We start from the raw sequence: 12,772 nt of genomic DNA on the forward strand, positions 1-12,772 counted from the left end.
GGCACCTGACACTATGCTTTGTTCAAAAAACATGCAGAATAGAAAAGTAAAGTCAATGGATTGCCTTCGTACCAGATCAGACGGAGTGCTGCGGTAGTACAAAAGAAAAGGTCGTCCCCTCTCCCATTTTACTTTTAAGATCGATGGAAGTGTCATGTATTTCCAATATTCTTTTGACGATGGCCAGTCCCAAACCGGTGCTGTTAGTATCAAGAGATATTCGTTTGTCTCCAATGTGATACCGGTCAAATACAAACTGCACCTGATCTTGTGGAATACCGTCACCAGTATCAGTAACCTGGATTTCGACTTCCTGAGCCTTTTCGTTGATTTGAAGCTTGATCTTGCCGTTTTCGGGCGTAAACTTGATCGCATTATCGATCAGGTTTTGCAGGACTCTTTCGATCAAACTGATATCTGCATAGACCATAAAAGGTTTATCATGACCTTCAGCCGATATTTCAATCTTTTTCTCCTCTACCAGGATTTTGTATTTCTGAGCAATGTCATCCATCAGTTCATTGATAAAGAAAGCTTCCTTGGATGGTTTGATTTGCTTGGCTTCAAGCTTAGACAGTTCAAAAAGTTCCTCTACCAGTTTTTTTAATCGCTCGGTACCAGTCAGCGCACGCGACAGGTAGGCTGTCTTCTCATCATTGGTGAGATGGTCTTGTTTGATAATGAGTGTTTCTATAAATCCATGGATAACAGCCAAAGGCGTCCTCAGGTCGTGAGAGACATTACCCACCAGCTCTCTTCTGAGGTTTTCCATAGACTTGAGATTTTCGATATTGCCTACTATCGTATCCGCCATTTCGTTGAAGGCCTCAGCGAGTTTATTGATTTCTCCGCCGCTGCTGACCTTTATTCTGGCGCTCATCTCCCCTTGTTGAAATTTCTTGACTGTATAGATTATTTTGTTCAGATTTTTGGTGATCAACCAAATGGCTAAAACCCCGATCAACATGGCTGCTACAATGGTTACCAGCCCATAGACGGTACCTAGTTGCAGGATGTAACTTCCAAAAAGCTGCTCATTGGCGGAGTCGTATTCCTCGCTTGCCAGTATCACATAGATATAACCCAGCGTAGTTCCGTTTTCTTCGACTTTCTTGGCGGAAAACACCTTTTGTCTTCCTTCCTTTCTTGGGTCGTCTCCTAAAATGGCTACGTCTTGATAGTTGGCTATAAAATCTTCTATAGGCTCGAGGCTGACTCGGTCCAAAACCACCTTTTTGTATGGTGCAACATAGTTTAGAATGTTGCCGTCCGGATCGAGCAAGTATACTTCTATGGAAGGATTCACTGCCATCATACTATGCATGATCTCATCAGCAGCTTCCTCTTTGAGGGTGCCGTTTAGAAAGGGTTTGAGCTCGGATGCGATATGGCCAGCTATATCTGCATTTAGTTTTTGATTTTTCTCCTCAAAATGCTTTTCTGCTATGCTAAAAGATGAATAGAAATAGACTCCTGAAACCGATAGGAGCAAAATCAGGAATATGAATGAAAGCTTTAGGAAAAGATTGCCAGAACTTAAGAATGAGTCTTTCATGATTGATGGTCTTAGAGTATTAATTTATTTCATCGTTGAATCGATATCCAACACCCCAGGTGGTCAAAATATAAGTGGGCTTGTTGAGGTCATCTTCAATTTTGGCCCTGAGCCGATTTATATGAGAATTGACCGTATGCTCGTATCCGCTAAACTCATACCCCCAGATGAGCGAAAGTAGTCTTTCGCGGGTATAACTTCGGCCAGGGTTTTTGGCGAGCAGGTTCAGCAGGTCGTACTCCTTTGGAGTCAGGTCTATTCTTTCGCCAGATTTCAGTACTTTTCTCTTCTTTTGATCGATTTCGATATTTCCTTTTGCGATCACTTTCTCTTCGTCCTCTGTTGGCGCTTTTAGCATTTCCACTCTTCTGAAAATGGCTTTTACCCTGGCGGTAAATTCTCTGACGCTGAATGGTTTGGTAAGATAATCGTCCGCACCAGTCTCCAATCCTAGTATTTTATCGATTTCTTCTGAGCGAGCCGTGAGCATGAGTATGGGCGTATTGACTTTGCCTGCACGCAAATCTCTACAGATATCCAGCCCATCTTTGTTGGGTAAATTGATATCTAATATGATCAAATCAAATGCATTCTCTGCAGCCACATGATAACCGGCCAATCCATCTTTTTCGCTTTCGATCTGACAGTCCATATCCTTCAAATGGATGGACAATAACTCGGAGATACTCTCGTCGTCTTCTATAATCAGTACTTTCTTACTCATATATTTTGGGGCGTTGCTATCAGCACAACACAAATCAACAGTAAAAAGATCACGAAATAATCACAAAAAAAGGCCGCACCCGAAAGTGCGACCCAACCTAACCTATTCTTGATATTTTTTATTTACTCTCCTCCGTTCTGAAATTGATCAAATCGAGAGTTGTTTTCGATTCTTGGAAACACATTGTTTTGTATAGCCACGTCAGCTGTTTCCTTTTCCGGATCGATTACAATATTGGTCACTTTCTTGAACTTTGCAAAAACTTTGGTCACCACATTTTCATTTTTCTTCCAAATCTCGGCTGGAATGTACTCACGCTCTACACTTCCATCCTCATAAGTCCACTGAAGGATAATTGGCATCACCAGCCCTCCTTTATTCTCAAAGGTGAGCTCATAAAAATTGCGATCCGCGTTGGCTTTCATGATTCCCTGGTCATCCGTCTTGTTCATAAATTCATTAAACCGTTTACTGACCGCGGAGGGTACTGTCTCTGTCATGTAGAAAGTTTCGGCCTCTTGGGCGAAGTCCATCAAATTTTGATTTTTCTCACCAGAGGATATATTAGCCTTTTTGGATTTCTTGGCTTTGTTTTCGATCTCATTTTCTGGTATCTCCATCTTGAACCACTTTACTTTTGACAAAGACAGGTCTACATGATCGGTGGTATAGAACCATCCTTTCCAAAACCAATCGAGATCTACTGCCGAAGCGTCCTCCATCGTACGGAAAAAATCGGCTGGACTTGGTCGCTTGAAGGCCCATCGTTCTGAATATGTTTTAAAAGCATAGTCGAATAACTCCGGTCCCATGATGGTTTCTCTAAGTATACTCAAAGCTGCGGCTGGTTTGGCGTAGGCATTTTCACCAAACTGAAGAATTTGTTCTGAGTTGGTCATGATAGGTCTGATGCCTTCTTTATCCCCCTTCATATAGTCTACAATCAGTCTTGCCTCTCCTCTTTTTAATGGCTTAGCCGGATAGTGTTCTTTTTCAGTCAGAGATTGCACAAAGGTATCTAGCCCCTCATCCATCCAACTCCACTGCCGCTCATCAGAATTGATAATCATTGGAAAGAAATTGTGGCCTACCTCATGTATGATCACTCCTATCATGCCCCATTTTACTGCATCTGTGTAGCTTCCGTCTTCATTAGGTCGTCCAAAGTTGAAGCAGATCATTGGATACTCCATGCCGATTGAAGCCGAATGAACGGAAATCGCTACCGGATACGGATACTCAACTGTATGTCTGGAATATGTTTTTAGCGTATTGGCTACCGCCTTTGTAGACTCTTTTTCCCATAGTGGATTGCCTTCTTTCGGATAGTAGGACATAGCCAGTGGTGTCTTTGTTTCAAGCTGCACGGCTTGAGCATCCCAAATAAACTTTCTTGAAGCTGCAAAGGCAAAATCTCTCACGTTGCTAGCATGATACTCCCAGGTTTTTTTTGCAGAAGCCCTTTTTTGCTCGGCTTTTCTGGCCTCCTCTTCGGAGACAATAATGACTGGCTTATCAAATGACTGTTTGGCTTCTTCAAGCTTAGTCAATTGAGCCTTGGTAAGCACTTGATTTGGGTTTTGCAATTCGCCCGTAGAGGCTACAACGAAGTCAGCAGGCACGGTCAATTTCACTTTGTAGTTGCCGAACTCAAGTGCAAACTCACCTCGACCTAAAAACTGTTTGTGCTGCCAGCCTTCCATATCATCATAGACTGCCATTCTAGGAAACCATTGAGCGATGGTATACAAATAATTGCCATCCTTGGGAAAAAACTCATAGCCGGATCGTCCACCAAGTGGCATCCTGTCCTGGATATTGTATGACCAGTCAACATTAAGTGAGATCTGCTCTCCGGATTGCAGTGGAGAAGGCAAATCGACACGCATCATGGTTTTATTGATCATGTATTTCAATGGCTTACCATTGGCATCAGTGACTTTTGAGATCTTAAATCCCCCATCGAAGTCATATTCTTGAACAATTTTTTGAATGTCGCGGCCTGACATGGCTTTGGTCATCTCATTTTCCACGATGAGCGGGGTATCCGAAGATTTACTTCTCATGTTTTGATCGAGCTGTAGCCACAGGTAGCTTAGTTGATCTGGTGAATTATTGAAGTAGGTAATCGTCTCCTTTCCTGTCAAGGACTGGTTTTCGTCATTGAGTTCTGCGTCAATGACATAGTCCGCACGCTGCTGCCAATAGTCTTTGCCCGGGGCTCCGGAGGCATTTCGGTAGGAATTGGCGGTGGGCAAGCTGGTGCCTAGCTGCTCAAATTTCTGATTCCACTCCCCTTGAGTAAATCCTACGAGAGGGCTTAATACGAGTAATCCTATTAGTATTCTTTGCATTATGTTAGAATTAATATTACCAAAATTTCGTTTCAATCATAAGTGTAATGGCTATCCCTGCCACGGCCGAAGAAATTGCCAGAATCCAGTCCTTCCTACTTATACTTATATATTTATTCATCAAATATCCTATCACCATAAAAGCTGTGACTATAATTACCTGTCCCAGTTCGAGCCCCAGATTGAAGGCGAACAACTCTTCCAGGATCGAAGTTTCTTTGCCAATTATTCCTTTTAGATAATTGGAAAAACCCATGCCATGAATCAATCCAAAAAATAGTGCAAAATAATAGTTGAGCTTACTCATATCAGCAGATAGGTAAGCCTCCCTACGCCAGATATTGAAGGCGGCGGTTATGAAAATGGTCACAGGAATCAGGAATTCTACCCAGACTGAGTTTACCGAGAACACATCCAAAGCCACCAGTGCAAGAGTTACCGAATGACCGATAGTAAAGGCGGTGACGAGTATAAGAACTTTCTTCCAATCTGTTGCCTGATACACAGCACTGAGCGCTATCACAAAGAGAATGTGATCATACGCATTGATATCCAAAATATGCTCCGTCCCAAGTATAAAGAATAGTTGAAATTCTGACATGCTGGTTGATTTGTACCACTTAAATAATATTGTTTAAGCTGCAATAAAGAATCTCTACTTTTGTTCTTCATTACTGCCTAATGGCCGTAAACTTACGACGGAAAACCAGTACATCATGACCTATTTATTTATTTTGTTGATAAATTATATGAGCGGTATTGCGCCTCATGCGTTCCATGTGGCGGTGAGTGAAATCGAATTTGATGAGGACAAAAGGCAGTTGGAGATCACTCATCGTATTTTTTTGGATGATCTCGAACAAGGGCTCTCCGCATGGTCAGGTCAGGCTATTGATATACTAAACCCAGCTGACCCCGCAAACCTTGATATGCTCATTGGAAAATATCTTAGCGAAAAAACGTCTTATCATATAAATGGAAAATTGGCCACGGCCAACTACCTCGGGTCAGAAAAAGAAGATGCTGTGATGTACTGCTATCAGGTGATAAAGGGTGTGAAAAAGGTAAAATCGATAAACGTCTCCAATAAGGTTCTGATGGAGATTTTTGAGGATCAGTCTAATGTAATGCACATTACCAATGCGTCGGAGACAAAAAGCCTAAAACTCAATGAATCAGAACCAAATGGTCAAGTGAATTTTCAATAAAGAGAGGTAAAAATCCTGCACCCGGTCCTTAAAGATGTGTATAAAATAGCACTATTTTTTGAGAAACACCAGACGCATGATGCAGGATAACAAAGCTAGACAAATTCTCATCCCCTTCCAAGAATAATGCTTGTCTAAGAACTTAAATACTTCCATTCTTGCCAGCGCTGACCATCGTGGCGCAAGAGACAAATATTCTTAGCCATAAATTTTCTTCTGTAATCCTGTTTCTCATAATAGGCCTTTGCCTGGAAGAAGGCCGGTTTTTTCAAGTCTCGAAAGCCTATCGTGAGATGTGGATGAAACCCACGATCCTTATAATCTGAATTAAAAATCTTTAAACTTTTCCTGACATAAGCGGTCAGCTCTTGATGAAGTGATTGAAGAGGTTCGTTCTTCACCACATGCACAAAGACTACTCTTGGCTCGAAAAAGTCAAATCCATCAAGGTCAATTGCCAAAGGAAATTCTTCAAACTTGAATGCTTTCAATAGATCAACGAGCGCTTCTTCCCGGTCAGTCCTCCATTTGAAGGGCATGTGTAGTGTGATATGAGGTGGTGACTTTAGCGCGCCCTTTGAGTTGAATTTTTGACTCACTTCTTCTTTAAATGCCATGATTTCCGACTTGATCTCGCCCCCAGGGATCAAAGCCAAAAAATACATAGATAGTTCTGGTTTAGTCATGACCTAAGGATACGTTTAATCCCTCTGAGCAATTCTTGCAGATCTCTATGGAGTCTCGACTGGTCAGGATACTCTTTCTAAACTTCTCGTAGGGCTGGCTGTACCAGATTTCACGGAAGGACTGATTGTTCCAGTCTCCCATCACATGCTTGGCATCTTTGTCAAAGCAGCATGGCACCACTTTGCCATCCCAGGTCACTACACAGCTCTGCCACATCTTCCAGCATTGATTGTGAAGAGGGTTTTTCAATTTGAAATTACCCGCCTCGTCCTTAGCGTATCTAGAGTATTTCTGATTCTGTGGGATCAGTTCGGAGCCGTTTTCATAGTCATAGATCTGCGCCGTTTTAAACTGGATTTCATCTACACCTATTTCTTTGGCCAACTTGCCGGCTTCGCCAATCTGATGTTCGTTTGGGGCTACCACCAAAAACTGAAAAATCAGATGTGGTGTTTTCCTTTTCAATTTCTTTTTCCAGCTCACCATGTTGCGGGTGCCTTCGAGGACTTTTTCGAGCTGCCCACCTATTCGATACTGCTCATAGGTGTCCTGACTGGTGCCATCTATGGAAATGATAAGGCGATCTAGTCCTGATTTCACGGTAGCCTCAGCTTTCTCCATATCCAGGTAGTGTGCGTTGGTACTAGTGGCTGTATATATTTTTTGGTCCGAGGCGTGCTGTACCATATCCAGAAACCCCGGATGCAGATAGGGCTCTCCCTGAAAATAAAAAGTGAGGTAGGCCAGATGATGGCGCACCTCCAGTATTTTTTCCTTGAAAAAATCTACATCCAGCATGCCAGTCGGCCTGGTGAATGAACGCAATCCGCTAGGGCATTCGGGGCACCGTAAATTGCACGATGTAGTAGGCTCTATGGACATACTTAGCGGTAGTGCCGGGTTGATAAACCGCCCGAGATGCTTGGATTGATAGTAGGACGTCAGGAGCCTGGATGCATTGAGTACCTTCTGAGGCGAAAGCTTAGAGAGGATATTTAGGCTATCGTGTATGTGCACTGGAGTTTGTCTTAATATAAACGCATTTTAGGGGATACAAATTTTGAATCAAAGTAAGGCTTATTATACATTTATCCGCAACATATCTTTTGTAAATCTGTTAAATAAATGTAAGCTTTCTAATTTTGTTGTATCTTCAATACGCTAATAGATCAGATGACATGAGTGAAAAGAAAAAAGTCGTGCAGGTGAAAAATCCAAAAACAGGCAGATATGTAAAAATTGACCGTGAAAAAGGTAGGATTGTAGCTCATAAAAAATCTGATGGCCCTTTCAAAAATGTAGCTGTTGCCCGCAAGCGTAATTAATGATTTTTTACAACCCAACCGACAATGACGTACTTACCAAGAGGATTAAATATAATCCAAGATCTGCCTTTATAATGACTCAATTAGGCGGTGTGAAAACAAATCTATTGGATGAAATTTTATCTCAACTTAAAACTGCATTAAATCAAAAAGAAATTCACTCACTTGATGCGAATTCTTTAATAACGGGAAAGGACTTTTTATCAAAAATATGGAATCTAGCACTATCCTCTCCTATTGGCATAGCCGTTCTTTCAGAAAACATGCAACAAACTACAGTCGCCAATATATATTATGAACTTGGTCTTATGAATGCTTTAGGCAAAGAAACGGTAGTTATCAAAACGCCAAAATTTAAAATACCTTCCGACTTTATTCGAACTGAATATATCAAATATGATAATTCGTTTGAAAAGAAAATGGATAGTTTTCTTCAACAAATTTTTGAGCAAGCCGAATATTATGGAGTCATGGCGGATAGCTTAATTGCCAAACCGTTACTTTCTATCGATTATTTGAGAAGAGCATACTTAATCACGCAAGAAGACGTCTACAAAAACAGAGCTCTTGAAATTATTAAATCAAATAAGTTTGATGAGCATACTTCTATGATGGTTAACAGTTATTTCGATATATCTTAATCTGAGTTTATGCCATTTCAAAGGCTTGCAATATCCATTTTTCTATCTGTTCTCTTTTGGAGTCAATCTGCTCATTCAAATGTACAGCTATCTGAGCAGGCCGAAATCATAGTACTCATTCTTGACCCCACGCAAGTGGAGCTTTATTCTGCTTTTGGTCATAGTGCCTTTCGTGTGAGTGATCCATTGAATCGCATAGATATGATTTTTAACTACGGGATTTTTGATTTCAATCAGCCCAACTTCTATTTGAATTTTACCAAAGGCAAACTGTATTATAAACTCGGTACGGGCAACTACTCTGCCTACAAGAACTACTACTATGCTGAAGACAGAACCTGGCGTGAACACATTTTGAATGTGGGCCCAGCGGACAAACAGGCTCTTTTTGATTTTCTAGTGAACAACGCCAAGCCAGAAAATGCTAACTATTATTACAACTATTGCTATGACAATTGCGCCACGCGGATGAGGGATGTGATCGATCTTACGCTTGGAGATAGAGTCACGTATGATTACAGCTTTGCTGAGGACTCGCTCAGCTTTAGGGATCTGATGGATAAATATCTGGAATACCAGCCGTGGGGTGATCTGGGTATAGATATCTGCCTGGGATCTGAGATAGATGCCGTGGCAAGTGGATACCATTATCAATATATGCCACTATATCTGGAACAGGCACTTCTCTCAGCTACAATCAGCACAGATAGTACGACTCTTCCTTTGGTGAGGCAGTCTGCTACCATTAGTACGAGCAGTGAGGTGGTAGAAGAATCAGGTTTTAAGCCTATTCACTTTTTTGTGCTTTTCTTTTTTATAGTGGGCCTCATCACACATCGAGGGATAAAATACAATTCTGCCTATAGATTTATAGACATCATTCTCTTTGGAGTCACCGGACTGCTAGGATGCTTTTTACTCTTCTTATGGTTTGGTACAGATCATCTGTCGCAATACAACTACAACCTGCTCTGGGCGATGCCACTAAACTTGCTGGCACTGGCTCTCTTAATGAAAAGGACTAAAGTCAATGGCCTTAGGTTCTATTTTCTAGGCTTTGGAATCCTGCAGGTCATACTCATTGTTATTAGAGAATTGCTCCCACAGGAAATCCATTTTGCCTTGATCCCCCTGTTGCTGGCCTTGGCACTGCGATCGTTTTATGTCGCATATACATTGAAGAAATCTGAAGAGTAAGCATCCCTACTATGCGACACATGGATTATTCACACCGCAGCGTCTCGCTTGGGTTTTTCACAGCCACTCTAATAGTTTGATAGCCAACCGTAATAAATGCTGAGGCACCTACGACCAATAAGGAGGCCCCAACGAATATCCATGGAAAATCCACCCGGTAGGCGTAATTATTCAACCAACCGTCCATAGTGTAGTAGACCAACGGAATTCCTATCAAAGAAGACAATGCAATGAGTATGATAAACTCTCGATAAAAAATAGACAGTATCTGAGGAATAGTAGCACCTAGCACCTTTCTGATTCCCACTTCTTTGGCTCTATTGATGGCCATAAAAGCAGATAGGCCAAATAAGCCCAAGGAGGCAACAATTACGGCTAGAAGTGAGAAGGTCGCTATAACATTACCAAACTGCTGATCTTCCTGAAATAAATTGTTGAATCGCTCGTCTAAAAAGTCATACTCTAAAGGAGTATTAGGGAAGTAACTCTTGTAAGTTTCCTCCAAATGCGCCAGTCCTTCTTGATAGCTGGAGGGAGTAAGTCGAACTACAACACGATTGGCATAGGTATTGTAAAACGTTGATGTAGGCTCAACTCTATTCTTTAGCGAAGTACGATTGTAGTCCTTCATTATCCCAATCAAACGATATTTGTGACCGTCATCATTTTCGCCAAATTGAATTTTTTCGTTGAGCACAGATTCGTAGTCATTGACTCCCAGTCTCTTTAAAAACGACTCATTGACAATTATTGCGGCACTATCACTGACCATCTCGGCATCAAAATTTCTCCCGGCAATCATACGAATTCCTACAGCGTCAAAATAACCATCATCACACCACTGCATGTAGGTAGTACCTTCCATCAAATCTGTTTTGCCAATAATCTGGACTTCTCCCGTAGTAGAGCTAATATCTGATAAATCACCTCCGGGTAGCGAATTTGTGAAGCCGACATTTTCAACGGCATGATGATCAAGTAGGCGCTGTTTGAATTGTTCGAACTTGATTCTCATCGCTTCACGATTGCCAGAAGAATATCCGGGTCGGCTCATTCCAACGACGAAATCCATATCGATGCCTTTATCCACTGATTGCATAAAATTCACTTGCCTATTCACAACAAAAGTAGCGGCTAGTAGTACCAGAGATACAGAAAACTGCACGACTACCAATCCCTTTCGAAGTAAAATACCTTTAGCGGAATTTCTAAATCTTCCCTTAAGAACCACAACAGTACGGAAACTCGAAAGCACAAATGCGGGATAAAGCCCCGAAACAATTGCACCTATAAATGCGAAGGCAAAAATCTTAACTAAGAACAACTGGTTTAACCAGATGTTTTCAATCACTTCCTTTCCTACCAGGTGATTGAAGTACGAATAAGACAGTTGTGCCATTACGATAGCTAGTACAACAGCAAGCAAATTGAGCATGAACGATTCAAAAAGAAATTGAATAATTAGTTGCATCTTATTTGCGCCAATTGCCTTTCGCACCCCCACTTCTCGCGCCCTGTCTATGGCCTTGGCTGTGGATAAATTGATGTAATTCACCCAGGCAATAATGAGGATAAGAATCGAAATGATATTTAAGAATAGCACTGTATTCGCACTGCCATGCGCCTCAGGCTCGTAGGTAAAATCAGAATAGAGGTGAATATCTTCTACCTTTTGTAAATTAAATTCAAGATTACTATCTGATTCTTCCTCTCCTGATAGTTCAAACATTCTGGGAAACTTACCTCGCAATTCATCTATATCTGTATTTGGAGCGAGTTTCAAGTAAGTGTAATAATTGAAGGAGTTCCAGCCATCTTCGTCAACATCTTCCTGAAAACTAGAGATGGAAACCAACACATCGAATTTGTAATGCGTCTGCTCAGGTACGTCTTGCATCACACCGGTGACCTTAAAACTTTGATTGAAGCCGCTAAGAATTTTAATGGCTTGACCAACCGGATCTTGATCTCCAAAATAAGCTTTAGCCCTTGACTCAGTCAAAACAATTGAAAACGGCTCTTTGAGCATCTGATTGGGGTCTCCACCCGCAAGAATTTTGTAGTCAAACAGGTCAAAATAATTGGAGTCGGCCGCAATTGCCTTTGTTTCTTTGACTGATCGATCTTCCACCCTCAGCACCAATTCGTTGAATTGATATGTTAATGTCGAATTGATCACCTCAGGAACTCTATCGACCAGTGCTGGTCCTGATGGAGCAAACGACATGGCATCTCGGGTGCCAATTGCTCCATCAAGTACTTGATCAGTAGTCAGTCGATACAAACGATCAGAGTCAGAGAAAAACCGATCATAGCTTTTCTCAAACATTACATATTGATTGATCATAAGAAATGCAGAAAGTCCGACGGCCAAACCAATGATATTGATAATGGAAAAGGCTTTTTGTTTGATCAGATTTCTGAAGCTGATTTTAAAATAGTTTTTGAACATGCCTGTTGAGTTATATAATGAGTTTTTATAAAATGGTCTAATTAATGCCGGCCTGAAGAGTTTTATCACTTCAAACAGGTGGCGAAACTGTGCAACGGTAGAATTATTTTTTCTATCGAAATACAACTCGTCCAGGTCTCCCTGGATGTCGGGATAATAGTCTGGATGGCAGTAGCTTTTGAGTATCCTATCTGCTATTTTTTTGATCATGAGAATTTCATTTCGATAGTCATGTCAGGCATCGCATTCCACAGCTCCGCTCTTACTTGCCGGTTGTACTCTAAGGCAGCTCGTCCAAAACTGGTCATATAAAAAAACCTTTTTGGCTTGCCTCCTCTTTTTGCCGTGGCCTCTCCTGATTTTGACTCCACAAAGCCTTTGGTTTCCATTCTGCGTAGAGCCGATTGCAATGCTCCCACGCTGACCTTTCTTTCCAACCTGCTTTCGATGTCTGCCTTGATAGCCACACCGTAGGCTTGATCATAAAGCACACCAACGGTCAACAATACGATCTCTTCAAATTCGCCCAATTGATATTTTTTCATCTGAATCTCTTAAATGTAGTATTGGTAATTTTTAAGCAAAATTAATTATTTTCCTAAATGTAGTATTGACAGATCAAATTATGA

Annotated in this window: 12 protein-coding genes; 4 read left to right on the forward strand and 8 right to left on the reverse strand. The window is 41.4% G+C overall.

The window, feature by feature from the left end:
- Nucleotides 1–76: 76 nt before the first annotated feature.
- The 4 genes from ABJF11_RS06205 to ABJF11_RS06220 all read right to left on the reverse strand — a co-directional run bounded on the left by ABJF11_RS06205 (nt 77) and on the right by ABJF11_RS06220 (nt 5,234).
- The gene (locus ABJF11_RS06205) at nt 77–1,555 is read right to left on the reverse strand and encodes an ATP-binding protein (protein WP_348118818.1); all 1,479 of its coding nucleotides are present in this window, start codon (nt 1,553–1,555) and stop codon (nt 77–79) included.
- Between the two features lie 19 nt (nt 1,556–1,574).
- On the reverse strand, nt 1,575–2,279 hold the full coding sequence (locus ABJF11_RS06210) for a response regulator transcription factor (protein ID WP_348118819.1): 705 nt from the start codon (nt 2,277–2,279) through the stop codon (nt 1,575–1,577).
- 122 nt (nt 2,280–2,401) lie between these two features.
- Nucleotides 2,402–4,633, reverse strand: coding sequence for a M1 family metallopeptidase (locus ABJF11_RS06215; protein ID WP_348118821.1), 2,232 nt, complete (start codon nt 4,631–4,633; stop codon nt 2,402–2,404).
- A 16-nt stretch (nt 4,634–4,649) separates the two neighbouring features.
- On the reverse strand, nt 4,650–5,234 hold the full coding sequence (locus tag ABJF11_RS06220) for a HupE/UreJ family protein (protein WP_348118822.1): 585 nt from the start codon (nt 5,232–5,234) through the stop codon (nt 4,650–4,652).
- Between the two features lie 148 nt (nt 5,235–5,382).
- On the opposite strand from ABJF11_RS06220, the gene ABJF11_RS06225 reads away from it, so the two are divergent.
- A complete protein-coding gene (locus tag ABJF11_RS06225; protein WP_348118823.1) occupies nt 5,383–5,841 on the forward strand; it encodes a DUF6702 family protein in 459 nt (152 codons plus the stop codon).
- Nucleotides 5,842–5,975: 134 nt separating this feature from the next.
- Here the strand turns inward: ABJF11_RS06225 and ABJF11_RS06230 are convergent, their stop codons facing one another.
- Together ABJF11_RS06230 and ABJF11_RS06235 are read right to left on the reverse strand one after the other, a co-directional pair.
- Nucleotides 5,976–6,527: a 2'-5' RNA ligase family protein gene (locus ABJF11_RS06230; protein WP_348118824.1), complete on the reverse strand. Its 552-nt coding sequence runs from the start codon at nt 6,525–6,527 to the stop codon at nt 5,976–5,978.
- The gene (locus ABJF11_RS06235; protein ID WP_348118825.1) at nt 6,520–7,545 is read right to left on the reverse strand and encodes an SPASM domain-containing protein; all 1,026 of its coding nucleotides are present in this window, start codon (nt 7,543–7,545) and stop codon (nt 6,520–6,522) included. The genes ABJF11_RS06230 and ABJF11_RS06235 overlap by 8 nt, the downstream gene beginning before the upstream one ends.
- A 161-nt stretch (nt 7,546–7,706) precedes the next feature.
- Between ABJF11_RS06235 and ABJF11_RS06240 the strand changes: the two genes are divergently transcribed.
- From ABJF11_RS06240 to ABJF11_RS06250, 3 genes are read left to right on the forward strand one after another with little or no spacing between them, the layout of a single operon-like run.
- Entirely contained in the window at nt 7,707–7,853 is a 147-nt protein-coding gene (locus tag ABJF11_RS06240) for a hypothetical protein (protein ID WP_348118826.1), read from the forward strand.
- Nucleotides 7,853–8,494, forward strand: coding sequence for a hypothetical protein (locus ABJF11_RS06245; protein ID WP_348118827.1), 642 nt, complete (start codon nt 7,853–7,855; stop codon nt 8,492–8,494). The genes ABJF11_RS06240 and ABJF11_RS06245 overlap by 1 nt, the downstream gene beginning before the upstream one ends.
- A 9-nt stretch (nt 8,495–8,503) precedes the next feature.
- Complete coding sequence (locus ABJF11_RS06250) at nt 8,504–9,691, forward strand: DUF4105 domain-containing protein (RefSeq protein WP_348118828.1); 1,188 nt, start codon at nt 8,504–8,506, stop codon at nt 9,689–9,691.
- A gap of 25 nt (nt 9,692–9,716) precedes the next feature.
- Here the strand turns inward: ABJF11_RS06250 and ABJF11_RS06255 are convergent, their stop codons facing one another.
- Nucleotides 9,717–12,353: an ABC transporter permease gene (locus tag ABJF11_RS06255; protein ID WP_348118829.1), complete on the reverse strand. Its 2,637-nt coding sequence runs from the start codon at nt 12,351–12,353 to the stop codon at nt 9,717–9,719.
- Nucleotides 12,350–12,688 carry a helix-turn-helix transcriptional regulator gene (locus ABJF11_RS06260; RefSeq protein ID WP_348118830.1) on the reverse strand — a complete coding sequence of 113 codons (339 nt, stop codon included), beginning with the start codon at nt 12,686–12,688 and terminating at the stop codon, nt 12,350–12,352. The genes ABJF11_RS06255 and ABJF11_RS06260 overlap by 4 nt, the downstream gene beginning before the upstream one ends.
- Between the last annotated feature and the right edge of the window lie 84 nt (nt 12,689–12,772).

The organism is Reichenbachiella sp., assembly GCF_039941815.1.
Lineage (GTDB): Bacteria > Bacteroidota > Bacteroidia > Cytophagales > Cyclobacteriaceae > Reichenbachiella.

What these genes read in the sequence shown, in the direction of transcription:
- ABJF11_RS06205 (WP_348118818.1), bottom strand. Translation starts at nt 1,555, where the DNA reads ATGAAAGACTCATTCTTAAGTTCTGGCAATCTTTTCCTAAAGCTTTCA.
- ABJF11_RS06210 (WP_348118819.1), bottom strand. Translation starts at nt 2,279, where the DNA reads ATGAGTAAGAAAGTACTGATTATAGAAGACGACGAGAGTATCTCCGAG.
- ABJF11_RS06215 (WP_348118821.1), bottom strand. Translation starts at nt 4,633, where the DNA reads ATGCAAAGAATACTAATAGGATTACTCGTATTAAGCCCTCTCGTAGGA.
- ABJF11_RS06220 (WP_348118822.1), bottom strand. Translation starts at nt 5,234, where the DNA reads ATGTCAGAATTTCAACTATTCTTTATACTTGGGACGGAGCATATTTTG.
- ABJF11_RS06225 (WP_348118823.1), top strand. Translation starts at nt 5,383, where the DNA reads ATGAGCGGTATTGCGCCTCATGCGTTCCATGTGGCGGTGAGTGAAATC.
- ABJF11_RS06230 (WP_348118824.1), bottom strand. Translation starts at nt 6,527, where the DNA reads ATGACTAAACCAGAACTATCTATGTATTTTTTGGCTTTGATCCCTGGG.
- ABJF11_RS06240 (WP_348118826.1), top strand. Translation starts at nt 7,707, where the DNA reads ATGAGTGAAAAGAAAAAAGTCGTGCAGGTGAAAAATCCAAAAACAGGC.
- ABJF11_RS06245 (WP_348118827.1), top strand. Translation starts at nt 7,853, where the DNA reads ATGATTTTTTACAACCCAACCGACAATGACGTACTTACCAAGAGGATT.
- ABJF11_RS06250 (WP_348118828.1), top strand. Translation starts at nt 8,504, where the DNA reads ATGCCATTTCAAAGGCTTGCAATATCCATTTTTCTATCTGTTCTCTTT.
- ABJF11_RS06255 (WP_348118829.1), bottom strand. Translation starts at nt 12,353, where the DNA reads ATGATCAAAAAAATAGCAGATAGGATACTCAAAAGCTACTGCCATCCA.
- ABJF11_RS06260 (WP_348118830.1), bottom strand. Translation starts at nt 12,688, where the DNA reads ATGAAAAAATATCAATTGGGCGAATTTGAAGAGATCGTATTGTTGACC.